This is a genomic window from Mucilaginibacter sp. FW306-07-L (assembly GCF_058782065.1).
In genome coordinates this window covers 655,494-680,737 of record NZ_JBYSXI010000003.1, presented here as the reverse complement: position 1 = coordinate 680,737, position 25,244 = coordinate 655,494, and the positions used below count along the sequence as shown (strand labels likewise).

Here is a 25,244-nt window from a genome sequence, read left to right as displayed (position 1 = left end):
CCTCTCCCAACCCTCTCCAAAGGAGAGGGCTTTATATTTTTTATTGTTTTAAATACTATTATCTTTCAATCTGGCATTATTAGCCCTCCCTTTGGGAGGGTTGGGTGGGTAATACCCTCGGCCCTGCATCATTTATGGTTGATACATAAGTATTAGAGCCGATCTTTAATCCTGTTAAATGTTGCTGTAGCTTTTGTGTGATGATGTGGGCGGTTTGCTCATCGCGGGTAAAAGCAAAAACCGATGGGCCTGAACCTGATATACCGAAGCTTACCGCGCCGTTGCTCATGGCGATTTCGCGCATCTTGTAAAAATCGGGTATCAGCATGGAGCGTACCGGTTCAACCAGTACATCTTTCATACTACGGCCTATCAGGTCAATATCCTGCATAAACAGGCCGCTCACCAATCCGGCAATATTACCCCACTGGGTTACGGCATCCTTCATATTGATTTTATTACGGATGATCTGCCTTGCCTCGCGGGTAGGCACATCCACATCGGGGAATACCACAGCACACCACAGATCCTTTGGATGCGGCAGGCGTACCACATCAAGCGGCTCGTAGCTGCGTATCAGCACAAAACCGCCTAACAAGGCAGGCGCAACATTATCCGCATGGCCATGCCCGCAGGCCATTTCTTCGCCTTTCATGGCAAAAGGCAACAGGTTTATCGGGTCACGGTCATCGCCCATCAGCGCTTTAATGGCATATAAACCCGCTACGGTACTGGCCGAGCTTGAACCCAGCCCACTGCCTATCGGCATCTTTTTATGAAGCTCAATATCCAGCCCAATATCAGCACGGCCGATACTGTCGAGGTAATGCTGTACGCTCACGCTCACGGTATTCTTAGCCGGGTCAAGCGGCAACCTGCCATCATCACCCGTAATTTTGCTGATGGTGATGCCGGGCTTATCCGTAACCCGCATGACCACCTCATCGCCGGGTTCATTAACGGCAAAGCCTAATACATCAAACCCGCAAACTACGTTGGCTACGGTTGCCGGGGCAAAAACGTGTACACTGTCCGCGGTCAGGTTTCCCGTCCCCCTAAAGGGGGTGAAAGCGCTGTTTGTATCTATTTCCTGTAAATCGTTACTCATGATCGTTTTGTATTTAAGTTCCCCCTTTAGGGGGTTAGGTGGCTAATTCGCACCCACGTTTATCAAATCAGCAAATACACCTGCGGCGGTTACCTCGGCACCAGCGCCAGGGCCTTTTACTACCAGCGGGCGCTCCTTATACCTGTCGGTAGTGAAGGATATTATGTTATCGCTACCCGACAGCATGTAGAACGGATGATTTTCATCAACCATTTGCAGGGTGATGGATGCCCTGCCATCTTCCAGTTTGCCGATGTAACGCAATACCTTGCCGCCGCTTTCGGCCTGTTGTTTCAGGTTGGTGAAATAAGCATCCTCAGCTTTAAGCGCCGCGTAAAAATCATCAACGGTAGTGGCATCAAGGCAGGCTTGTGGCAGTATGCTTTGTATATCCACATCGGCGGCTTCTAAGGTATGCCCGGCATCGCGCGCCAGGATCAGTATCTTCCGCATAAAATCGGTACCGCGCAGGTCGTCGCGCGGGTCAGGTTCGGTATAGCCTTTCTCCTGCGCCAGTTTAACTACATCGTGAAAATTGGCATCGCCCTTAAACTGGTTAAAGATGAATGATATGGTACCCGACAGGATGGCCTCGATACGTTGTACACGGTCGCCGCTGTTCATCAAATCTTTAAGCGTACGGATGATCGGCAGGCCTGCACCCACATTGGTTTCGTAAAAAAAGTCGACACCGCGGGTACGTGCCGCATCCTTAAAGGCTTTGTAACGGCTATAGCTGCCCGAGTTACCTATTTTATTACAGGTCACTACTGATATGGCCGAATTGAGCACTTCCTCATAAAACTCTACCGGAACCGGGCTTGCCGTATTATCAATAAACACGCAGTTGGGCAGGTTCATGCTCTTCATGGTATCGATAAACAAGCGCAGGTCGGCTGTATCTGTACTGGTTTCAAGCGCGGGTTGCCAGTTTTCAAGGTCGATACCATCAGTATTGAACATCATTTTGCGGGTATTGCTGATGCCTACTACCTTTACCTGTATGCCGTTCTCGTTAAGCAGAAAACCGGCATGGGCGTTAAGCTGCCCGAACAGCGTTTTGCCGATATTGCCCGTACCCAGGCAAAAGGCATGCAGGGTTTTATACAGGTCAACAAAAAAGGCATCGTGTACGGCATTGAGCGCCTTGCCCAGATCGTATTCGCTGATGATCACCGAAATGTTATACTCTGATGATCCCTGCGCAATCGCCCTTACATTAACCCCATTACGGCCCAATGCATGGAACAACTTGCCCGATACGCCCGGCGTTTGTTTCATGTTTTCGCCAACCACGGCTAATATGGCCAGGTTTTCTTCAACAGTGATAGGTTCCAGTTTGTTGGCTAATATTTCCAGCTCAAATTCCTGCTCAATAATGGCTTTGGCGCGTACGGCATCGCCGGGTTGTATGGCAAAGGTGATGCTATGCTCTGATGATGACTGGGTGATGAGGATAACGTTGATCTGCTCGCGGGCAAGCAGGGAGAACAAACGCCCGCTAAAGCCCGATTTACCCACCATACCGCTGCCCATCAGGTTAAGTATGCTGATGTTATTGATGGATGATATACCCTTTATAGGCTGATTGGATGCCTTACTTTCGTGCTGAATAACCGTACCGGCAAATTCAGGCTCAAACGTATTTTTTATAACGATAGGGATCTTTTTCAGGAAAGCCGGGATCATGGTTGGCGGGTAGATCACCTTGGCACCAAAGTAGGATAGCTCCATGGCCTCGGTATAGGTCAGCTCGCTCAGCGGAAATGCTTTTTTCACCATGCGCGGGTCGGCGGTCATCATGCCGTTCACGTCCGTCCATATCTGTATTTCCTGGGCGTTCAAGGCCGCACCGAAAATAGCGGCGGTATAATCACTGCCGCCACGGCCAAGCGTGGTGATCTGCCCGGCCTCGTTACTGGCAATAAAACCGGTAACAAACAATACTTTATCGGCATGGCTGGCATACAGATCGCGGATCAGGAGTTCGCTAAGCACGGTATCTACCCTCGCATTGCCAAAAGCGCTGTCGGTTTTTAATACTTCGGATGCATCAACAAAAAACGCATTACCAAAGCGCTGGGCCGCGATTTTACTGATCATCAGCGTTGAGCAGCGCTCACCAAAACTAACGATCAGGTCGCGGGTTTTGGCGGTAAGCTCGCGCAGGGTCAAAACGCCCTGTAGCAACTCCTCTAACTGGTTAAAATTAATTTTCAAGCGGGTGAAAGCCGGGTTTTGATTCTGTATATCGAGCAGGCTTTTTACCACATCAAAGTGGCGGCGCTCCAGCTCGGCAAGCTGCGCGGTAAACTCGTTGCCTTTGGCAGCCTCTTCAGCCATATTGATCAGCAGGTTGGTAACCCCGCTCATGGCCGAAAGCACCACTACCGGGCGTTCGCCTTGCTCAACTTCGTTTTTTACTATTTGCAGCAGGGTTGTGATGCTGCTTACTGAGCCTACGGAGGTACCCCCGAATTTTAAGACTTTCATTTTGTTGATATAGCTATTAAAAAAAACCGCCTTCCTCTTTGTCGGAGGAAGGCGGTCAGTTGGTTTGTTTATATTTTTTACACCATACGATTACTTTCCTCCGATATCTATGCCGGTGGTAATAATGGTAATAATAATGGTGTTGCTGTTATACATATAATTTACTTATCGCACTAAGGTCATGGCAAATAAAGCGGTTAATTTTTAAAATAGCAAGCGCAACAGGTATTTTATTTTAAATATTCATCCGCATAAAGCGTTGGCTTAAATCTTTTTGCAAGATAGCCGGTAGCCAGCGCCGGATCAATATCAACCACCAGTACACCCGGAACGCCGTATGGCTGATATACCAGACAGGTACCATCAGGCGCTATTACGGACGATGCCGAATCGGGATAGCGGGTAGTGTTGTTAACGCTGGCAAAGTAAATGATATTCTCCAGGGCGCGCATCATCATGGCCTTTTCATAGTAGGCGTTGCTCATACTGCCCCATTCGCTTGGGGTAGTCCCAGTAGTATCACTGCCGCCAAAATGCGGATGGAAAACGATATGCGCCCCATTGCGTGCCGCCCAACGTACTGACTCGGGGTAACGAAACTCCTCGTGGCAGATGGTAATACCGAAATTTAAGCCGTTTACATCAAACAGCCTGCGTTGTGTGCCGGGCACCCATCTTTCATCTTCCGATGGGTCGAGCTGGTTTTTGGTTTGATAACCCAGCACCTCGCCCTGTGGCGATACAACATAAGCTACATTATACATGCCTTCGGGCGTGTATTTATCCATCGGTACAATAACGGCGATGTTATGTTTGGCAGCCACGGCGCAAACCTGCTTCAGCGCCGCCTCCATCTTATCGGCTGAACCCTGCTCCGGCTCAAAGCCCGGCATCGGGTAACCCGGAATATAGGTTTCGGGAAAACAGATAATCATGGCTCCTTGGGCGGCGGCTTGTTCGGTAAGTTGTTCGAGCTGTAAAAGAGCTTGTGCAATACTGCCCGGAAAGGCTGGCGAGGCTAAGGCGATCTTCATTTTTTGCTTTGGTATTAAAGCGCTTAAAGTTAGCCGATTCAGCCATCTATCACAAAGGCTTATTAATTTTTATTCAGGGCGGATGCAAATGCCTAACTTTGCCCTCTTACAATGCAGGGATTAATTACAAAATCAACCGGTAGCTGGTACCAGGCGCAAACGCCCGATGGGCAACGTTACGATTGCCGTATAAAGGGCAAGTTCCGTATAAAGGGCATTACCACTACTAACCCCATTGCCGTTGGCGATATTGTTGATTTTGAAATGGAACCTGAGCAGGGTACCGGTGTGATTACCAACCTGCATCAGCGTAAAAACTACATCATCCGCAAATCCATCAACCTGTCGAAACAAGCGCAGATCATTGCCGCCAACCTGGATCAGGCCCTGCTGGTGGTAACCCTGGCCTCGCCGCGCACCTCGCTGGGTTTTATCGACCGCTTTTTGGTTACTGCCGAAGCCTATGATATTCCGGCTAAACTGATATTTAATAAACTCGATCTGTTTAGTGATGAAGGCTTGGAAATACTACAAGCCTATAAAGCCGTTTATGAAAACATCGGCTATCCATGTTACGAGGTATCGGCGCTTGAAGGTACCAATATTGATGAGATACAGGCTTTGTTAAAAGATCAGATCACGCTGTTCTCCGGCCACTCGGGTGTAGGCAAATCCAGCCTGATCAACCGCTTGCTGCCTGATCTTGACCTGCGCACGCACCGGATATCCGAATGGAGCGACAAGGGCATGCACACTACCACCTTTGCCGAAATGTTTGAACTGCCGCAAGGCGGGTTTATTATCGATACCCCCGGTATACGTGAACTGGGTATTATCGATATTGAAAAACCGGAACTTGGCCACTTCTTCCCCGAAATGCGCGAACGCATGCACGATTGCCGCTTCAATAATTGCCGCCATATTAATGAACCCGGCTGCGCCGTACTGGAAGCATTGGAAGACGGCGAGATTGAACCATCGCGTTACGAAAGCTACCTGAGTATCTACAACGGCAACGATACCCGTAGTTAACTTACTACTTTACTGACTGTTAAAAGATGCGCTGCTTTCTGTTTTTTTATACAGTTGCCTTCATAATTTACCTCGCCGGTAACAAGTAACAACATTGTTAAAATCACACGAATTTTAATTTTTGGTTTAGTTGACAGGACTATCGGTTAATAAACCAACCGGATTTTAACACATTAAAGCAATTTAGCTTATTTATTTCCACATCCGTTGAGATAAGCCCGATTAATGCTTGTGTAACAAAGCTGTATGATAACCTTATTTAACAGTTTTTAGTTAAACATTTGCATCAGCATTAACCAAACTTTAAATAATTACAAAACAATACACACCCCCAAAAAAGATGAAACGATATTTACTGATCATGGCCATGCTATTTGCGGCCGCGCTAAGCACCTACGCGCAAACAGGCAGGTCGGTTAGCGGAACAGTGATAGATTCTACCAAACTTTCAGTACCCGGCGCAAGTGTTAAACTTACCTCTGCCGAAGGTGACAGCGCCGTAGTAGCCGCCGATATGAATGGCAAGTTCACTTTTCCATCGGTAAAAGGCACCAAATTAAATGTTACGGTAACTTCTATAGGCTACCAGGTGTTGCTTAAACATTACACACTTGAGGCCGGCAGCGAGCCCGTATCATTAGGCAATATTGTGATACAGGTACAAAGCAACCAGCTAAACCAAGTAAACATTGTAGGCGCGCCAAACCCGGTAACCCTTAAAGAAGATACTGTTGAATATAAAATAAGCACTTACAAGGTACGTGATAACGCGCCTGTGGAAGATGCCTTACGCAAAATGCCCGGCGTTGATGTGGATAAAGATGGCAACGTGAACGCGCAAGGTAAATCAGTTACCAAGGTGCGCGTTAACGGTAAGGATTTTTTTGCGGGTGACCTTAAAACGGCCACACAAAACCTGCCTGCGGATATTGTGGAAAGTGTGCAGATTATTGATGATTACGGCGATCAGGCCAACCTGACCGGTGTTAAAACCGGCGAGCCAACCAAAATATTGAACATTAACATCCGTAAGGATAAAAACTACGGCTACTCATTACAGGCAACAGCCGGTGAGGGTACTGACGCGCTGCCAAGCAGCGAGGCCAATAACGCTAACCGTTATTTGGGCAATGTAAATTACTTTAAGTTTAAAGGCGATCAGCAGATAGCCGTTTTAGGCAATCTAAACAACACCAATCTTAATACCTTTAGCTTCGGCGGATCAACCGGCGGTGGCTTTGGCGGCAACTTTAATGGCGGCGGCAGAGGCGGCGGTGGCCGTGGTAATGCCCTGCGTGGCGGTGGCGGTAGTACTACTACCAACGCGAATGGTATTACGGATGCCAAATCATTAGGCCTCAACTTTAGGGACCAGTGGGGTAAAAATGTATCGGTTTACGGTAGTTACAGCTTTAATGATAACAGCACGTATACCACCACCAACTCCTTGCAAATAAACCGGTTTCAAAACCCAAGCACCAGCAGTTCAAGCAGCCAGGAAACCAATAGCCCGTTAAACCATCGTTTTAATTTTAACGTGGAGTGGAGGCCTGATACCGTAAACTACTTTAAAATCACACCGTCGTTCTCCTACTCGCGTAATAATAACGTCGGCGCTGAAAACGTAATCTATACCCTTGCCGATAGTTCGCGTGCAAGTGCCAATCAATCATATACGGTTAATTCGTTAACCAATACCACTTCGCCAAATTATGGCATCAACGCATTGTATAATCACAAATTTGGTAAGCGTGGCCGCAACTTCAGCTTAAATTTAAGCTGGAATACCGCTAAAAATGACCAGTTTGACAACCCGATATATAACTATACAGCGGGTACACCAACTACGCCGTTAAATCAGCGTATTAATACCAATAGCCGTACCACTACATGGGGTGCCAATTTTGCTTATATGGAGCCTTTGAGCAAGGTGTCTTTCCTGGAACTCAACTATGCTTACAATCACTCTAATACCAGTAGTGATAAACTCACCGATACACTAAGCTATACCGGCACCACCCCACCAACGGATTATAACGATGGTGACTTTAACCGCTACGCGCTGTTGAGCAATAGTTATGATTACACTTTTACTACCAATAGGGTAGGGCTTAATTACCGTTTGGTCGAAAGTAAGTATAACCTTACCGCAGGTTTTGGTGTACAGCCGGCATCGTTAAAAGGCAACTCGATTAATGCGCCGCAAACGGTTAAAAACACTTTTAACTTTATACCTACCGCACGTTTTGTATACAACTTTACGCGCAGTAAATCAATCAACTTTAATTATAACGGGCAAAGTAACCAGCCCTCATTTAACCAGTTGCAGCCGGTGCTTGATCTGTCGAACGCCCTATACCCGGTGTTAGGTAACCCTGATCTGAAACCATCGTTCACCAATACACTCGAAGCGCGTTACAATAACTTTAGTTTTGAGAGCGGCAACGTTTTTTTTACCCGCGTTGCTTATACCACCACTATGGATCAGGTAGTGTCGCAAACCACTACTTACTCCAGGTTTACTGAGGCCACATTGGCGGCTGACCCTTCATTAAAAAGCCTGCAAAACACCAACTTAACCACTTACCGTAATGCCGATGGCTATTACCAGTTAAGCGGTTTCGGCGTATTTTCAAAACCATTTGCCGAACGTAAGTACACCTTGTTTTTAAATGGCAATGTAACCTACAGCAACAATATTGGTTACTCAAACAGTGTGGATAGCTTAAACCGCGCATCAGAGTTTGAGAAGAACATCTCGAAAAACTTAGTTTTAACTCCGGGCGTACGTTTCAGGGTTAATATTGATGATGTGATGGATGCCGAGGTTAACAGTACTTATGCCATTAATCGTACAGTTAGCGCTATTGGTAACAACCCGTTGTTAAATACCAATGCCCGCACATTAAACCTGGGCATTAACGGTAAAAATTATTTCTGGAAAGATTGGACGTTGTTTTATGATTTTACCCGATCTATTAACTATGGCTACAACGTTGCCGTTACTAACCCTAACATCCTGAATGTGTATGTAGAACGCCGTTTTTTGAAGGACAATGTGGCTACTATCCGCCTTTCCGGGCTTGACCTTTTGAACCAGAACCGTGGTTTTACCTCAACGGATAATGGTACCATCACCACGCAGAGCAATGTGAACAGGCTGAGCCGCTATGTATTGCTTACCTTTTCGTTAAGGCTGCGTAAATTCGCCGGTGCCGCGCCATCACAAGGCGGTCGTGATTACAGGCAGGGCGGCGGCGGTCCCGGCGCAGGTGGCCCCCCTCCGGGCGGCGGACCGATGTAATGGTTAAATAAGTTTAGATATTAACGTGGCGTGCAGAGATTATTTGTGCGCCACGCTTGCTATGGTCGAAACCAGATCATCCAGATCAAATGGCTTGGCCAGGTAAGTTTGGGCACCGGCGGCCTTGGCTAATGATTCGATATCGCTGTTGGCAGAAAAATACACGACCGGAATATCCCGCAGGCCTTCATCTTCCTTTAAAGTTTGGGTAGCTTTTATCCCGCCGGAATCAGGTATCCAGTTATCCATCAATATAACATCAGGCCTTATTGTAGCAACCCGATTGACGATATCGTTGCAATCCTCAAAAGTATGCACATTCCATCCGCTCTCTTCTAAAATGTACGAGCAGATAGAAAGAATATCATTATCGTCATCAAAAATTATAATAGTTTTAGCCGGGTCGCTCATTGTGGGGGTTTATCCAACAGTAATTTTTTGCACAATTATAATATTAGTACTGCAATAAATGTTTTATCTACAACAAAATAAAGTTGTAAGATTTTTTCATTTTTTGAAAAAGCGCCATTAAAGCCGATATTTGAATTAAATTAAAGCCCTATGTTATTAGCAAGGTACCAGTACGAATTGATGGAGGCAGGTTGTGACGAGGCTGGCCGCGGGTGCCTGGCGGGGCCGGTTTTTGCCGCGGCTGTGATATTGCCTGCCGATTTTAAGCACCCCCTGCTTAATGATTCAAAACAGCTTTGCGAAAGCGACCGCTATTTGCTGCGCGATGAGATAAAGCAAACCGCCCTGGCCTGGGCAGTGGCATCATGCTGTAATAAGGAAATTGATAACATCAATATTCTAAATGCCTCATTTTTAGCCATGCACCGGGCTATTGACCAGCTCAGCATCAAACCGGAATTTTTGATTATTGACGGCAACCGTTTTAATAAATACGGTACAACGCCACATTTTTGTATTGTTGAGGGCGATGCCAAATACTACAGCATAGCGGCCGCATCCATATTGGCTAAAACCTACCGCGATGATTATATGAAAATGATAGCGGCTGAACACCCGGAGTATGACTGGCACAGCAATAAAGGTTATCCTACCATAAAACACCGTAACACAGTATTACAAAATGGGCACACCCCGTATCACAGGCTTAGCTTTAAGGTTACTGAGCCTCAGCTAAAGCTCAAATTTGAGCAGAGCTTGTAACAACCCTTTTTTTATTATATTTTGTGTGGATTAAGTGTAAAGTATTACGCATGGGCTTGCCTGTGTAGTTCAATTACGATATTTTTATACCCCATAAACCTGCGTTTTTCATTGTTTTGAAGATTTTAATATTAACTCACCGGGCCTTGTTTCCGCAAAACGGCGGTTACCCTATTGTGGTATACAATACCATAAAGGGCTTGCTTGCGCAGGGACATACGGTTACGTTAATATCGTTGGATGAAAAGCAGGTTACGGACAGGCATTACGAGGCTGATGATATTTTAGAGCGTATAACCTACCGGCATTGCAGCGTAAATACTCACATCAGTATTTTTAAAGCCTTTATCAGTTTATTTACAGCCGCCGTACCCTTTATTGATAAATATTTTGACGAACGGGCGGAGAAAACATTGATCCATGAATTGCATAGTACCGATTACGATATTGTGCAATTTGAAGGCCTGTTTGTTACCCCATACTTAAACATTGTAAAAAAGCACTCCAAGGCTAAAATAGTATACCGCGCTCATAATATTGAACACCAGGTATGGCAGCGTATAGCACAGCGCAAGGCCGATCCGTTTAAAAAAATATACCTGCTGCTGCTGGCCAAACGCATTAAGGCTTATGAAATAAACCAGCTCAGTAAATTCGACGGCATCATCGCCTTTACCGATCAGGATAAGAAATGCGTGATTGAATATGGCACCAAAGCCCCTGTCGAAATTTTGCCGATAAGTATTGAGCTGGATAAATATCAGCCCTGTAATGATAAAACCGAATTTCCGAGTCTTTTCTTTTTAGGATCATTAGGCTGGATGCCCAACCTGGAAGGCATTGAATGGTTTATTGATAATTTTCATGCCGACCTGTGCGAGGGCGATCTACGGGTGCGCTTTTACCTGGCCGGGAATGATATACCCGAAACGTTTGATGATTATGAAGTACCCGGTAAAATATACATACAGGGTGAGGTTGATGATGCCCTGGAGTTTGTGAACAGCAAGGCCATCATGATCGTTCCGCTATTATCAGGCGGTGGTATGCGGGTAAAAATAGTGGAAGGTATGGCTATGCAGAAATGCATCATATCAACCTCGTTGGGTGCCGAGGGTATTGATTATACGCATGGACAAAACATTGTAATTGCCAATACCCGCGCCGAGTTTTACAACGCCATAAAACGCTGCATGGCCGACGAGCATTACTGCCGCCGCATTGGCTATAATGCCCGCAAACTGGTTGAAGAACGCCATAATGTTACCGCCGTAACCAACCGCCTTATTACCTACTACCGCCAATTAACCCGGGCTTAAAAATCAGCTTAATTTTACTACTTTTGCGGCATATTAACGCAAATGAAAAATACTGCCCTCACTGATGTTCATATAAAAGCCGGTGCCAAAATGGTACCGTTTGCCGGTTACAACATGCCCGTACAATACGTTGGTATTAATGCCGAACACGAAACCGTACGCAAAGCCGTTGGCGTGTTTGATGTAAGCCACATGGGCGAGTTCATCCTGAAAGGGGAAAAGGCGCTTGACCTGATACAACGCGTAACCAGTAACGATGCCTCAAAGCTATATGACGGCAAGGTGCAATACTCCTGCCTGCCTAATGAGGACGGCGGTATTGTTGACGACCTGCTGGTTTACCGGATTGACGGGCAAACCTACATGCTGGTAGTCAACGCCTCGAACATTGAAAAGGACTGGAACTGGATCTCAAAATTCAATACAGAAGGTGTTGATATGAAAGATATATCAGACCGTACCTCACTGCTGGCCGTACAAGGCCCTAAAGCCGCCGAAGCCCTGCAAAGCCTTACCGACATTGACCTGGCTTCAATGGAATATTATACCTTTAAAAAAGGCACTTTCGCGGGTATCGAGAATGTTTTGGTATCAGCAACGGGCTATACCGGTGCGGGTGGTTTTGAGATCTACTTTGATAACGCCAATGCCGAAGCCATTTGGGATGCTATTTTTAAAGCAGGCGAGCCATTCGGCATTAAGCCGATAGGTTTGGGCGCACGTGATACCTTGCGTTTGGAGATGGGTTTTTGCCTTTATGGTAATGATATTGATGACACTACCTCACCACTTGAGGCCGGTTTGGGCTGGGTAACCAAATTCAGCAAAGAGTTTACCAACTCGGCAAAACTGGCGGAGCAAAAGCAAGCCGGCATCAACAAAAAACTGGTAGGCTTTGAAATGATTGAACGCGGTATACCCCGCCACGATTACGAGATAGTTGATGCCGAAGGCAACAACATTGGCCGGGTTACATCGGGCACGCAATCACCATCGCTGCAAAAAGCGGTTGGTTTGGGTTATGTTGCCAATGCCTTTACCAAAGAGGGTACCGAGATCTACATCAAAATACGTGATAACAAAGTAAAGGCAAAGGTTGCTAAACCTCCTTTTTACAAATAGTATTTACCGAGTTGGCTGATCAAACAAATAGCGTAACGCAAGGCAGGCCAAAGTTAGCGGTTTGCCTAACACCGGCCCTGCTGCCACTGTACCAGGTGGAAGAATATATTGTGGTGGTGATCGATGTATTTCGCGCTACAACGTCTATTTGCTACGGTATTGAAAACGGTGCCGAAGCTATCATCCCTGTATCGCAGGTAGAGGAATGCGCCGCTTACCGTGAAAAAGGATTAAACTACCTACTTGCCGCCGAGCGCGACGGGCAGGTGGTTGCCGGGTTTGATTTTGGCAACTCACCCTTCTCCTACACTGCCGAAAAGGTTGCCGGCAAAACCGTAGTGCTTACCACCACCAATGGCACGCACGCGCTGCACCTGTCGCGCGATGCTAAACAAATTGTTTTAGGCTCATTTTTAAACCTGACCGCCTTATGTAACTGGCTGAAAGATCAGCATGAGAACATTTTACTGGTATGCTCGGGCTGGAAAAACAACTTTAACCTGGAAGATACCCTGTTTGCCGGTGCGGTAGTTGAACAATTGAAAGGTTCTGTACACCGTACGGACGACCCCGCCATTGCCGCTAATGACCTGTACCAGTTAGCTAAGGATGATCTTGGTGCTTATCTCAACAAAACCTCGCACAGCGAACGCCTGAAACAACTGGGCATTGAAAAGGACATTGCCTTTTGCCTCAATGTTGATCTGACCTCTGCCATCCCCGTACTACAGGGTGAAAAACTGGTTAAGCTAAGCGTTTAAATTAGCGGCTGCGCGTTTGGCTTTACGGCGTATAATAATTTTGCGTACTACGTAAACCACAATTAACGCCAGCAACCATACCGGCCATAAGGTAATTATTCCGAAGAACAGGCTTACCGCTATCTCCCAACTGTCGCCCACTGCTTTTTGCCATTTGTAGCCAAAACCCTGGCCGTTATCTTTAGTGGATTGCTGTGTATAAAAAGTGATGTTTAACGAGCTGAAGTCGATTTGTTTACTCAGGTAATTAAGCTGGCCCTGGTTGCTTTCAATTTCGGTGCGTACATCATTCAGCTTACTCTCTATTTCCAGCACGTCGGCCATTTTACCGGCTTTGCTTAATAGTTCGAGGTAACGGTTTTCCAGCGCCTTTTTATTGTTGAGGCGGGTGGTTACATCAATGTATTCGGTGGTAACATCTCTGGAGCGAATGCTTTTTGATTCGATACGGTCATCACCGGTAGTAATTCCGGCTAAAAACTTCTCAAAATTATTTGCGGGGATGCGTACCACTAAGGTGTATTCATTCCGCTTTTCGTAGCTGTTATTTGCCTGGCGTTCCTCGTCAATATAGCCTCCAGCAGCTTTTAAAGCATCGGCTACACGTTTACGCGCCTTGGCTATATCATGAGTTTCAAAGCTGATGTCGCCCTCTTTAATTACTTTTTTTTGTGTAGCCGAGGCCGGAGCCGGAGCAGCCTTTAATGCTTGGTTAGCCATCGGGGCTTCCGTTATCGCTATATCACTGGCCACTTCCTTCTCTGTTACGGCATTGCCTTGTGATGTACCGCCATCCTTATTCTGGCATCCGGCAATAATCAATGCCGCTATAGCGGCAAGCGCAAACTTTTTCATATCCTTCTATTTTAGTTTCTCGTTCTTCTTGTGCCTGTCGGCATCGCGGATATTTTTTTTGTCCAGGTTTTTTAACAGCGCGTCGGTAAGGTCGATCCCGGTTTGGTTTGCCAGGCAGATCAGTACAAAAAGCACATCGGCCATTTCATCAGCCAGGTTAACTTCCGTGTCTGATTTTTTGAACGATTGCTCGCCGTATTGCCTGGCCATAACGCGGGCTACCTCGCCTACCTCTTCCATTAAAATGGCGGTATTGGTTAACTCGTTAAAATACCGCACACCTGTTGTTTTTATCCAGCTATCAACAAGATGCTGCGCTTCCTTAATTTCCATAAATCAATATTTTGTTTTTTTTCAGGGGGATGTTTATTCTTTCACTTTTGTGTCGATGGTGATCGTTACCGGGCCGTCGTTTATCAGGCTTACCTTCATATCGGCACCGAAAATACCTGTAGCCACCGTTTTACCTGTTAGCTTGCTTAACTCCGCTATCATCTGCTCGTAAAGCGGTATCGCCTTCTCGGGGCGTGCAGCCCTGATAAACGAGGGGCGATTACCTTTTTTGGTTTGAGCGAACAGCGTAAATTGTGATATTAATAGTATGCTGCCGTTTATGTCAGCCAGCGCTTTATTCATCAGGCCGTTTTCGTCACCAAATACGCGCATGCTGGCTATTTTTTGTGCCAGCCATTGCAGGTCATCAACCGTATCGGCGTCTTCAATACCTAACAACACCAAAAACCCAACTCCGATTTCGCCGGTAATAACCCCATCAACCCGGCACGCGGCTTCGCTTACACGTTGTAGTACAGCTCTCATGCTACAATATTACAAGGTTTATACAGACGTGCTGTAATTAAATAAATTTAACCCTAAGTAAAATTCACGATTTAGCTTCAAAGCCAGCCACTATGCTTTAAATTTATAACAACTGTTTATAAACTAATTATTAAAACCGGCAACAAATTGTTTTGTAAAATCGTTAATAAGTTAAATATCAATACCATGGCAAAACTACGCGCATCATTACATTCACGGGTACATAAGTGGATAGACAAGGTTGGCTTTAGCCTTAACTCTCAAACCAGCAAGGATAATGTAACCACCAAGCATTATTTTTTTGAAACATTTAACCTGATAGAAAAAGAAAAACAGGATGATCCTGAAAAATCTAAGTATTTATGCTTTGATGTTTATGGCGAAAAAATACCGGTACGCTCACTGCTTGATCTGCAATCCGCTTTTTTTGACAACCTGAGCCAGCTTAAATAGCCCGTTAAATTCTTCTTTTCAAGGTGAGTACCACATGGTCGGTTTTACCGCTGTGGTATATTTCAAGCAATATAGTTCTTTCATGCCTTGATTTGAAGAGGTTGTCGATTGCTTCCAGGCTCATCCTGTTAACCGGTTTAAAATTCACCGATACTATTTCATCCCCACGCTCAAGCCCTATATCATACCCGGATGAGCCCGGTTCTACCCGGCTAACAAATATGTGCTGCAAGTTAGGCCCTGAAGCATAATATTCTATACCGGTCATGTCATGCTCAAAGGGCTCTTTAAATTTGTTTCCCTTTTTTAGATAAATGGCGTTCCCACTATAATCAAAGGTTATTTTAAACCGCTTTAATATTTCCATGCCAATGTTTCCGTCGCGCGCTATAACGGGTTTAATATTGGTATTATTCCCGTCAGGAAATGAAGTTAGGGGGTTCAGGATTTTATATCCGCCCAGATCGAGTTGTTTTGCCCGGCTGATAAAACCCGTGATCGGTCCGTTCAACCCTACGCCAAGGTTAGCGGCGATAAATTTGTCGGGCATTCCCCTTCGCTGAATCAGGTAATCCAGTGAGAGCGCGTGGCCAGCACCCAGATCAATAAGCAGTTTATTTACTGATGATGAACCATCCGGCAGTGTTACCTTGGTAGTAAGGTAGGGTTTCTTCTCCTGGATAAGTATGGGTATCTTAACTCCTTTCTTTTTGATCCGGTCAATGTCCTTAGGCCGGTAAATATGAAGTACGGTGTCAGCGAGGTTTACCTGCACCACAAGATTATTAAAAAATTCATAACCTAATATTCCGTGTACCGGCATACCCACAAAGCCGGAAAGGTTTAGGTTATCAACTTTTAATATAGCCGCTGATATACCGTAACCCCTAACACCCGGCACGCTAACCGCTAACTGCCCGGTTACGTAGGCTTGCGCATCATTACCTTCGCCAAGCCCCGGTATGTTTACTAAGCGTTTATTGGTGATATTGAGGGAGTCGATAAGCGTAGGATCGGTTATTAGCATTAAACCAACACCGGTATCTAAAATAAAATTATAGGGCCCGTTACCATTTATAGTTACCGGTACAATAACCGAGTTACGGACAAACCTGAATGGTAGTGTTACTTTTTTACGGGGGCCGTCAATATCAAAATACTGGGCATAGGCTATACTGTGCCATAAGCAACAAGTACTTAAACCCATCGCAACCATAAAAATACACCGTATAGTGCCCTGAAATTTCAATCCGTTTTATAACTGGTATATAAATTTACAAACTATACCGGTTATAAAACAATATTACTTATCAGTGCCCGGCTTATCTTCTTCCTTGCAGTCAGGTTTGTCCTTATCGTCTGTATCACATTTTAGTACGCCCTTTATTTCAGGGTTTTGCAGCGGTAACTCACTGGCTTTAGTTTCATACTCGGTTTGCCTGATCACAACCGCGTAAGGAGCGGGTTCAATACGGCTGCCTTGCGCTTCGGCATAAACCTGGGTAAACTCGGCACCTATATATAGTATAGCCGCTGTATAATATATCCAAACCAAAATTACGATGATGGAACCGGCCGTTCCGTAAGCTGAGCCTTGTGCTGTGTATTGTATATATAAACTGATAATATACTGGCCTATAATAAATAGTATAGCGGTAAATATAGCCCCTGCACGTACGTCCTTCCATTTGATCTTCACATCAGGCAATACCTTGAAAATGATACCAAACAGTACGGAAATGACCATCAAGGTAACTCCAAAATTGATAGCGAAGATGAGTGTTGTACCTACTACGGCAGATATATCATTACCAAGCACCTTGGGCAGCCAGGCTTCAATTTTATCACTTATAGCGCTGATAATAATATTTACAACCAATGAGGCCAGCAGCAAAAAGCCTAAACTCACGATTAGTGAAAATGATAGAAACCTGTTTTTAAGCATGCGTACCCAGCCTTTTTTAGGCTTGGCCTTAACACGCCAGATCAGGTTGAGCGAATCCTGGATCTCCAAAAAGATACTGCTTGCACCTAACAATAAAGTAGCAATGCCAATTACCAAACCAATACCGCTTTTACCCGCAATATCCTGCGATTTGATGGTGCTTTTAATTTGCTCGGTAGCCTGCGCGCCAACGTAATGCTGCAACTGATCGTACAGTTCATTACTGTTATGCGCGTCCTTTAAAAATATGCCGGTTAATGATAGTATCAAGATCAATAGCGGGGCTAAAGAAAATATGGTATAATAGGCCAGCGAAGCGCTTAGCTTTAATCCGTTATCATTACCAAAGCTGGTAAAAGTGGCCAGCAAAACTTTCCATAGTTGCTTAAAGTACTCTTTACTAAACATTTTCATAGGCGCGGGTTGTATATGCTTTAAAACACATTGCTAACAATAGCAGTAAGGTTATGTTTTTATATTAAAAAGCAATTATAATGCCCGTAGTTGAGCACCACGAGGTAAAAGCGTTGTTACAATCGGCTTAAAGAGCGCCAGGTTACCCTTAATTGTTTGATAGAACCGGATAACTATAGTCCTCTAAATGTTTGATACGATCAGCAGGTCCAGGTCTTTACAGGGAATATTAAACCGTTCGCCCATGTGCTTATTGGTGAGGTGCCCCTGGTAAATATACACCGCGTTGCGTACGCCTGCCTTTTGCCATATCACGTTTTTGATACCGCCCTGGTCGCCAATATCAACCAATATGGGAGCGAATATATTGGTAAGCGCATAAGTAGCGGTTCGGGCTACCCGTGAGGCTATGTTGGGTACGCAGTAATGTATTACATCGTACTTTCGGAATACGGGATTGGTGTGGTTGGTTACCTCCGAGGTTTCAAAGCAGCCGCCCTGATCTATACTTACATCAATGATCACCGAATCGCGTTTCATGCGGCTTACGGTTTCTTCGCTGATAATGCAGGGGCTACGGCCGGCCTGCGCGCGCAAGGCACCGATAGCTACATCGCAGGTAGTGATGGCCTTCTCGAGCACGATGGGCTGTACTACCGAGGTAAATACACGGCTGCCGATGTTATTTTGCAAACGGCGCAGTTTATATATCGATGGATCAAACACTTTAACTTCCGCACCTAATGATATGGCCGTACGCGCGGCATATTCACCCACTGTGCCGGCACCCAATATCACTATTTCGGTAGGCGGTACGCCGGTAATGCCGCCCAACATCAGTCCTTTGCCTTCAAACACATTGCTCAGGTATTCGGCGGCTATTAGAATAGAGGTAGCGCCTACAATCTCGCTCATGGCACGTACCACGGTGAGGATACCGCCCTCATCCAGCAGGTGCTCAAAACTGATAGCGGTAATTTTTTTATTAAGGAGCGCCTGCAACACCTCGGCTTTCATGGTAGCAGGCTGCAGGGTTGATATCAATAGCTGGCCCGCTTTCATCAACTCGATCTCGGCAAGTGTAGGCGGTGCTATCTTGATAATGATGTCGGCCTCGTAAACGGTTTTGGTATCGTAAACTATGCGGCCGCCCTGCTCGCTATAATCCTTATCCAAAAAATTGGCGGCCTTGCCCGCATTGCTTTCCAGCATTACATCGTGCCCATTGTTTACGAGCAACGCTACCGAAAGCGGGGTTAACGGAATGCGGTTTTCCTGAAATGAAACTTCTTTGGGTATACCTATGTAGAGCTTGTTTTTGCGGGTTTTAACCTCCAGCATTGATTCCTGGGTTTGCATCATGGCCTGTTTTGCCACGTCGCTAAAACCGCTGTATTTACCTGAACTCATGGGGCTGTCACTAAATTTACGGATGTTGAAGATACGGAATAATTCATAACCCGGCTTAAATATTTTCCACCTCCAGATGCCTTTGGCTATCGTTCAAAGCCGTAATGGCAACACGTGTGTAATGGGCCGGCAGCAGGTCAGGTATCTTTTCGGGCCACTCTATAAAGCAATAATTGCCTGAGTAAAAATATTCCTCATACCCCATATCCAATGCCTCACTTTGGTTTTTAAGTCGATAAAAATCAAAATGAAATACCTTGCCTGATGAGATGACATACTCATTAACAATAGAGAATGTAGGACTGGTTACCGCTTCGGTAACACCAAGCGCGGCAGCCAGCTCTTTGATCAATGTGGTTTTACCCGCCCCCATTTCGCCGTAAAAAACAAATATTTTATTAGCGCCGGCATGGGTAATTATCTGGCGGGCAACGGCGGGAAGATCACTAAGCGATGAAATGTTTATTTGCACTTACTCAATATTTCTATTACAAAATTCGCCACATGTAATAATTTTATATAATACACATGGCGAACGCTATTTATTAAGTCAAAATAATTATTTAGGCCCGTAAGTAGCTATCGGAATGATCATTTCTTCTAACGAGATGCCCCCGTGCTGGAAGGTTTCGTTATAAAAATTCACAAAGTGGTTATAGTTGTTCGGGTATACAAAGTAACCATCGTTTTTAGCGAACACAAAGCTTGAACTTACGTGCAGTTTAGGCAGCATAGCATCGTGTGGGTTGCGTATGTGCAATACATCCTTAACGTTAAAGTTAAGGTTACGCCCTTGCTTGTAACGCAGATTGGTATTGGTATTACGGTCACCGATGATCTTGCTTGGGTTTTTCACCTTAATAGTACCATGATCCGTAGTAATAATTACCCTTACCTGTTTTTGCGCCAAAAATTTCAATAGCTCAAACAAAGGCGAGTGCTCAAACCACGATAGCGTTAATGAGCGGTACGCGGCATCATCATTAGCCAGTTCGCGGATCATCTGCATATCTGTACGAGCGTGCGACAGCATATCCACAAAATTGTACACGACTACGTTCAGATCATTATTCATCAGGTTGTTTACTGATTCGTTTAACGACCGGCCTTCATCCAGGTTCAAAATCTTATGGTATGAGTATTTGCACTCCTTACGCAGGCTGCGTTTGATGTTGTCTCCCAAAAAGTCCTCTTCAAACAGGTTTTTACCACCCTCGTCCTCATCATTCTGCCACTTATCCGGAAAACGGCGTTCCATTTCCAATGGCATTAAACCGGAAAATATGGCGTTACGGGCGTACTGTGTGGCCGTAGGCAAAATACTGAAGTATATATCTTCTTCTTCCAACCTGAAATATTCAGAGATGAGCGGGTTGATGATGCGAAACTGATCGTACCGAAGGTTATCTATCAGGATAAAAAACAGCGGTTTGCCATCGTCTTCCAGCTTAGGGAATACCTTTTTCTTAAATAACTGCGGTGAACTGATCGGGCCGCTATCCGGGTTTTTGATCCAGCTTAAATAGTTCTTTTCAATATACTTGCAAAATTGGGTGTTAGCTTCGGCCTTTTGCATGGTCAGTATCTCGTGCATGCCGGCATCTTCCAATTGCTCCAGTTCAAGCTCCCAGTATATCAGCTTTTTATATACATCTATCCACTCCTGGTAACTCAGGTTATCGTTCAGGGTCATGCCCAGGGTACGAAAATCCTGCTGATAGGCCATGGTGGTTTTTTCAGTAACCAGGCGCTTGTTTTCCGTCAGCTTTTTAATGGTTAGCAAAATTTGCTTGGGGTGCACCGGTTTTATCAGGTAATCATCAATTTTGGAGCCGATGGCATCCTCCATCAAATATTCTTCTTCGCTTTTGGTAATCAGCACTATCGGCACATCATTGTTCAGATTCTTGATCTGCGACAGGGTTTCCAGGCCGGTAAGCCCAGGCATGTTCTCATCTAAAAAAACAAGGTCGAAGTATCCCTTTTTAAATGCTTCAATGGCATCGTTTCCGCTGGTAACGGTAGTTACTTTGTAGCCTTTCTCATTCAAAAAAAGTATATGGGGTTTCAACAGGTCAATTTCGTCGTCGGCCCATAATATGGTGGTATCTTGCATAATATCTATTTGGTTGGGTTATAACCGTAAATTGTACTATTTGTTGTCTGCATTAAGCAACCTTAACAAAAAATAACAAATATAAGATACTTTAGTTAAGCATATTTAACACATTTGCACTGTTTTTTAAAAAGCTTTGAATAAAAAAAAAATTATAAATGATCCGGTATACGGATTCATCAGCATTCCGGATGGTTTGGTTTTTAGCCTGATCGAGCACCGCTACTTTCAGCGCCTGCGCTACATTAAGCAATCGGGCATGACGCACATGGTGTACCCCGGCTCCATACACACCCGTTTTCACCACGCGCTGGGTGCTATGCACCTGATGGGCCTGGCTATTGAAACCCTACGCAACAAAGGGCATGAAATAAGCGAACAGGAGGAAGAGGCGGTAACCATTGCCATACTGCTGCACGATGTAGGGCACGGCCCGTTTTCGCACGCGCTGGAGAACACCATTGTTAAGGATATCAGCCACGAGGATATATCAGCCTTGTTAATGCAGCGCCTGAACGTTGAGTTTGAAGGCCGTCTGAATATGGCCATCAATATATTTAATGATACTTACCCGCGCCGCTTTTTGCATCAGTTGGTTTCAGGCCAGTTGGATATGGACCGGCTGGACTACCTGAACCGCGACAGCTTTTTTACCGGCGTTACCGAGGGCATTGTAGGCAGCGATCGTATTATCAAGATGCTTAACCTGTACGACGGGCAGATCGTGGTTGAGGAGAAAGGCATCTACTCGATAGAGAAATTTTTGATAGCGCGCAGGCTGATGTACTGGCAGGTATACCTGCACAAAACCGTGATCTCGGCCGAACAGTTGCTGAATAAGATACTGGTACGCGCGCGCGAACTGGCGCTTGCCGGTAAAAAGCTGTTCTGTACGCCGGCATTGTGCCATTTTTTGTATGATCGGATCAGCCGGGAGGAATTTATACACAACCCGGAGCACCTGGAAACCTTCGCGCAGATGGACGATACCGATATTATGTCGGCCATAAAAGTTTGGGTTAACTGCGATGATGTGGTACTGTCAACCCTCTGCCGCAACCTGGTCTACCGTAACCTGTATCATGTAGATATAGCCAATATTCGTCCGGGCGAGGTACTGGTACAAGCCCTGTTGCACAAAGCAGCCGGTTATTATAATATCAGCCTGAGTGATGCCGCCTATTTTGTGTTTACCGATACCGTGCTGAATGATGCTTATAAGGTGGATGATACCAACATACGCATACTGATGAAGGATGGCAGCATTAAGGATATTACTACCGCCAGCGATAACGCTAACCTTACAGCTTTAGCCAAAACGGTAACCAAATATATACTGTGCTACCCTAAACAATTGATATAAAATATGAACGTTTGTATTATTTGTTGCTTTAATATTAACATATAACTTTGTGCGATGCAATTTACCGCCCAGCAGATAAGCTTATTATTAAACGGAACTGTAGAAGGTGATGCTTTAGTGGCGGTTGATAAACTGGCTAAAATTGAGGAGGGCACAACAGGCTCCTTATCGTTTTTAGCTAACCCCAAATATGAGCAGCACCTGTATACTACAGGCGCTTCGATAGTTATTATTAATAAGGATTATGTTTTAACAGGCCCTGTAAGCGCCACGCTTATACGGGTTGATAATGCTTACAGCGCGTTTTCATTACTGCTGGAGCAATATAACACCATCAAACTTAATAAAACCGGCATTGAGCAGCCCAGCTTTATACACCCAACCGCGCAGGTGGGCAGCAATGTATTTATAGGCGCGTTTGCCTATATCGGCCCTAACGCCAAAGTTGGTGATAACAGCAAGATATACCCTAACACCTATATTGCCGATAATGTTACCATTGGCAGTAACGTTACGCTATTTGCCGGCGTAAAGGTTTACTTTGATTGTATGGTTGGCGATAATGTTATTATCCACTCCGGAGCTGTAATTGGGAGTGATGGGTTTGGCTTTGCGCCCAATGCCGATGGAACGTATAACAAGGTTAGCCAGATAGGCAATGTAATTATTGAGGATGATGTTGAAATTGGTGCCAACACCACGGTTGACCGTGCTACCATGGGCTCAACCATTATTCGTAAAGGGGCTAAAATTGATAACCTGGTGCAGATCGCCCATAATGCCGAGATCGGGCAAAACACCGTTATAGCCGGGCAGGCCGGCATATCGGGCAGTACTAAAATAGGCGATCAGGCGGTTATTGGCGGCCAGGTGGGTATTGCCGGGCATTTAAACATTGCAAAAGGTTCGCAATTCTCGGCACAATCGGGCATCAACCATTCTATTAAAGAAGAAGACAGGCAATGGGGTGGTTCGCCACACCTGCCTTTAAAAGATTATCTTAGGGCCCACGTAAATATCAGGCGGTTGCCTGAACTTGAAAAGCGCGTGGCTGAACTCGAAAAACTAATTGCTCAACTGCACAACACAAAAATATGAGTGCGGTTAATGTTAACTATATGAACGTAAAACAACGAACCATTAAATCGCCTGTTTCAGTATCAGGCACCGGTTTGCACACCGGCGAAAGGGTTACAATGACCTTTAACCCTGCGGCTGAAAATCATGGCTACAAATTTCGCCGTGTGGATATTGAAGGCCAGCCGGTAATTGATGCCGACGTGGATAACGTAACCGATACTTCACGCGGTACAACCATATCACAAAACGGCGCGAGCGTTAGTACCGTTGAACATGTGCTGGCTGCCCTGGTAGGCCTGGAGATCGACAATATGCTGATTGATGTTGACGGCCCCGAAATACCTATTATGGATGGCAGTGCCATTGAGTTTGTTAACGCCTTAACAGGCGGCGGCTTTGTTGAGCAGGATGCCGACCGTGAGTATTATCATATAACACATAATATACATTATACCGAAGCCGACCGTAAAGTTGAGATGGTGGCCATGCCGCTTGATGATTACCGCTTTACCTGTATGGTTGATTATAACTCGGATGTATTGGGCAGCCAGCACGCCAGTATTTCAACCATTGGCGAGTTTACCAAGGAGATAGCATCATGCCGTACATTTTGCTTTTTGCATGAGCTGGAAATGCTTTTAAAGCACAACCTGATTAAAGGCGGCGACCTGAACAATGCCATCGTTGTGGTTGACAAACAGGTTGATAATGAGGAGCTGGCACATTTGGCCAAGCTGTTTAACCGTAAGGATATTAAGGTAGCCCCGCAAGGCATCCTGAACAATATTGAACTGCGCCATCAAAACGAGCCCGCAAGGCATAAATTGCTGGACATGATCGGCGATCTTGCTTTGGTAGGCGTTCCGCTTAAAGGCCATATCATGGCTGCAAGGCCGGGCCATGCGGCAAACATCGCCTTTGGCAAAAAAATAAAAACCCTGATAAAAAAGGAGCGCAGCAAAAAGCACCTGAAGGTATATGACCCTAACATGAAACCGCACTATGATACCGTGCAGATCATGAACATATTGCCGCACCGCCAGCCATTTTTAATGGTCGACAAGATTTTGGAGCTGACCAAAACCCACGTGGTTGGATTGAAAAATGTCACCATGAATGAGGATCTGTTTATGGGCCATTTTCCCGGCGCGCCGCTTTTTCCGGGCGTATTGCAGATAGAAGCCATGGCACAAACAGGTGGTATTTTGGTGCTTAATACCGTTCCTGATCCGGAGAACTACATTACGCTTTTCCTGAAAATAGAAAATGCCCGCTTTAAAGATAAGGTTGTACCGGGAGACACCGTTATATTCACTTGTGATTTGATAGCACCTATACGCCGCGGCATTGCGCAAATGAAAGGCGTGGGCATGGTAGGCGAGCGTGTGGTGGTTGAGGCCGAACTGATGGCACAGATAGTAAAAACAAAAAACAAAGAATAAT

Annotated in this window: 22 protein-coding genes; 10 read left to right on the top strand and 12 right to left on the bottom strand. The window is 45.5% G+C overall.

Annotated elements, in window-relative coordinates; all coding sequences use genetic code 11:
• Window positions 1-79 precede the first annotated feature (79 nt).
• The 3 genes from AC3WJC_RS18200 to AC3WJC_RS18190 form a co-directional block, all read right to left on the bottom strand.
• Window positions 80-1,108, bottom strand: a complete 1,029-nt coding sequence (locus tag AC3WJC_RS18200; protein WP_492400541.1) for a homoserine kinase — start codon at window positions 1,106-1,108, stop codon at window positions 80-82.
• A 42-nt stretch (window positions 1,109-1,150) separates the two neighbouring features.
• Complete coding sequence (gene thrA / locus AC3WJC_RS18195) at window positions 1,151-3,601, bottom strand: bifunctional aspartate kinase/homoserine dehydrogenase I (RefSeq protein ID WP_492400540.1); 2,451 nt, start codon at window positions 3,599-3,601, stop codon at window positions 1,151-1,153.
• Between the two features lie 230 nt (window positions 3,602-3,831).
• On the bottom strand, window positions 3,832-4,635 hold the full coding sequence (locus tag AC3WJC_RS18190; protein ID WP_492400539.1) for a carbon-nitrogen hydrolase family protein: 804 nt from the start codon (window positions 4,633-4,635) through the stop codon (window positions 3,832-3,834).
• A gap of 111 nt (window positions 4,636-4,746) precedes the next feature.
• Here AC3WJC_RS18190 and rsgA point away from each other — a divergent pair, with 111 nt between their 5' ends.
• Together rsgA and AC3WJC_RS18180 are read left to right on the top strand one after the other, a co-directional pair.
• Window positions 4,747-5,667: a ribosome small subunit-dependent GTPase A gene (gene rsgA, locus AC3WJC_RS18185; RefSeq protein WP_492400538.1), complete on the top strand. Its 921-nt coding sequence runs from the start codon at window positions 4,747-4,749 to the stop codon at window positions 5,665-5,667.
• Window positions 5,668-6,007: 340 nt separating this feature from the next.
• Window positions 6,008-8,971, top strand: a complete 2,964-nt coding sequence (locus AC3WJC_RS18180) for an outer membrane beta-barrel protein (protein WP_492400537.1) — start codon at window positions 6,008-6,010, stop codon at window positions 8,969-8,971.
• Between the two features lie 39 nt (window positions 8,972-9,010).
• Here AC3WJC_RS18180 and AC3WJC_RS18175 read toward each other — a convergent pair whose 3' ends face one another.
• On the bottom strand, window positions 9,011-9,382 hold the full coding sequence (locus AC3WJC_RS18175) for a response regulator (RefSeq protein ID WP_492400536.1): 372 nt from the start codon (window positions 9,380-9,382) through the stop codon (window positions 9,011-9,013).
• A 150-nt stretch (window positions 9,383-9,532) separates the two neighbouring features.
• Here AC3WJC_RS18175 and rnhB point away from each other — a divergent pair, with 150 nt between their 5' ends.
• The 4 genes from rnhB (at window position 9,533) to AC3WJC_RS18155 (ending at window position 13,346) form a co-directional block, all read left to right on the top strand.
• Window positions 9,533-10,144: a ribonuclease HII gene (gene rnhB, locus AC3WJC_RS18170; RefSeq protein WP_492400535.1), complete on the top strand. Its 612-nt coding sequence runs from the start codon at window positions 9,533-9,535 to the stop codon at window positions 10,142-10,144.
• A 116-nt stretch (window positions 10,145-10,260) separates the two neighbouring features.
• Window positions 10,261-11,463 (top strand): glycosyltransferase family 4 protein, encoded by a 1,203-nt coding sequence (locus AC3WJC_RS18165; RefSeq protein ID WP_492400534.1) that lies wholly within the window; start codon window positions 10,261-10,263, stop codon window positions 11,461-11,463.
• 42 nt (window positions 11,464-11,505) lie between these two features.
• On the top strand, window positions 11,506-12,585 hold the full coding sequence (gene gcvT, locus AC3WJC_RS18160) for a glycine cleavage system aminomethyltransferase GcvT (protein ID WP_492400533.1): 1,080 nt from the start codon (window positions 11,506-11,508) through the stop codon (window positions 12,583-12,585).
• Between the two features lie 11 nt (window positions 12,586-12,596).
• Window positions 12,597-13,346 carry a 2-phosphosulfolactate phosphatase gene (locus AC3WJC_RS18155; RefSeq protein WP_492400532.1) on the top strand — a complete coding sequence of 250 codons (750 nt, stop codon included), beginning with the start codon at window positions 12,597-12,599 and terminating at the stop codon, window positions 13,344-13,346.
• Here AC3WJC_RS18155 and AC3WJC_RS18150 read toward each other — a convergent pair.
• From AC3WJC_RS18150 to dtd, 3 genes are read right to left on the bottom strand one after another with little or no spacing between them, the layout of a single operon-like run.
• Entirely contained in the window at window positions 13,335-14,201 is an 867-nt protein-coding gene (locus tag AC3WJC_RS18150) for a DUF4349 domain-containing protein (protein ID WP_492400531.1), read from the bottom strand. The two genes, AC3WJC_RS18155 and AC3WJC_RS18150, sit on opposite strands and share 12 nt — an antisense overlap.
• A gap of 6 nt (window positions 14,202-14,207) precedes the next feature.
• Complete coding sequence (locus AC3WJC_RS18145) at window positions 14,208-14,534, bottom strand: nucleotide pyrophosphohydrolase (RefSeq protein ID WP_492400530.1); 327 nt, start codon at window positions 14,532-14,534, stop codon at window positions 14,208-14,210.
• A 33-nt stretch (window positions 14,535-14,567) separates the two neighbouring features.
• Complete coding sequence (gene dtd, locus AC3WJC_RS18140; RefSeq protein WP_492400529.1) at window positions 14,568-15,020, bottom strand: D-aminoacyl-tRNA deacylase; 453 nt, start codon at window positions 15,018-15,020, stop codon at window positions 14,568-14,570.
• A gap of 186 nt (window positions 15,021-15,206) precedes the next feature.
• Here dtd and AC3WJC_RS18135 point away from each other — a divergent pair, with 186 nt between their 5' ends.
• On the top strand, window positions 15,207-15,473 hold the full coding sequence (locus AC3WJC_RS18135; protein ID WP_492400528.1) for a hypothetical protein: 267 nt from the start codon (window positions 15,207-15,209) through the stop codon (window positions 15,471-15,473).
• 4 nt (window positions 15,474-15,477) lie between these two features.
• Here AC3WJC_RS18135 and AC3WJC_RS18130 read toward each other — a convergent pair whose 3' ends face one another.
• The 5 genes from AC3WJC_RS18130 to porX form a co-directional block, all read right to left on the bottom strand.
• Entirely contained in the window at window positions 15,478-16,680 is a 1,203-nt protein-coding gene (locus AC3WJC_RS18130) for an aspartyl protease family protein (protein ID WP_492400527.1), read from the bottom strand.
• A gap of 96 nt (window positions 16,681-16,776) precedes the next feature.
• A complete protein-coding gene (locus tag AC3WJC_RS18125; RefSeq protein WP_492400526.1) occupies window positions 16,777-17,832 on the bottom strand; it encodes a YihY/virulence factor BrkB family protein in 1,056 nt (351 codons plus the stop codon).
• A 183-nt stretch (window positions 17,833-18,015) separates the two neighbouring features.
• Window positions 18,016-19,242: an alanine dehydrogenase gene (locus tag AC3WJC_RS18120; RefSeq protein WP_492400525.1), complete on the bottom strand. Its 1,227-nt coding sequence runs from the start codon at window positions 19,240-19,242 to the stop codon at window positions 18,016-18,018.
• Between the two features lie 55 nt (window positions 19,243-19,297).
• Window positions 19,298-19,714, bottom strand: coding sequence for a tRNA (adenosine(37)-N6)-threonylcarbamoyltransferase complex ATPase subunit type 1 TsaE (tsaE, locus tag AC3WJC_RS18115; protein ID WP_492400524.1), 417 nt, complete (start codon window positions 19,712-19,714; stop codon window positions 19,298-19,300).
• 87 nt (window positions 19,715-19,801) lie between these two features.
• Complete coding sequence (porX, locus tag AC3WJC_RS18110) at window positions 19,802-21,358, bottom strand: T9SS response regulator signal transducer PorX (protein ID WP_492400523.1); 1,557 nt, start codon at window positions 21,356-21,358, stop codon at window positions 19,802-19,804.
• A 136-nt stretch (window positions 21,359-21,494) separates the two neighbouring features.
• Here porX and AC3WJC_RS18105 point away from each other — a divergent pair, with 136 nt between their 5' ends.
• From AC3WJC_RS18105 to AC3WJC_RS18095, 3 genes are read left to right on the top strand one after another with little or no spacing between them, the layout of a single operon-like run.
• Window positions 21,495-22,721, top strand: coding sequence for an HD domain-containing protein (locus AC3WJC_RS18105; RefSeq protein ID WP_492400522.1), 1,227 nt, complete (start codon window positions 21,495-21,497; stop codon window positions 22,719-22,721).
• A gap of 54 nt (window positions 22,722-22,775) precedes the next feature.
• Window positions 22,776-23,819, top strand: a complete 1,044-nt coding sequence (gene lpxD / locus AC3WJC_RS18100; RefSeq protein WP_492400521.1) for a UDP-3-O-(3-hydroxymyristoyl)glucosamine N-acyltransferase — start codon at window positions 22,776-22,778, stop codon at window positions 23,817-23,819.
• Window positions 23,820-23,839: 20 nt separating this feature from the next.
• The gene (locus tag AC3WJC_RS18095; RefSeq protein ID WP_492400520.1) at window positions 23,840-25,243 is read left to right on the top strand and encodes a bifunctional UDP-3-O-[3-hydroxymyristoyl] N-acetylglucosamine deacetylase/3-hydroxyacyl-ACP dehydratase; all 1,404 of its coding nucleotides are present in this window, start codon (window positions 23,840-23,842) and stop codon (window positions 25,241-25,243) included.
• Window position 25,244 lies beyond the last annotated feature (1 nt).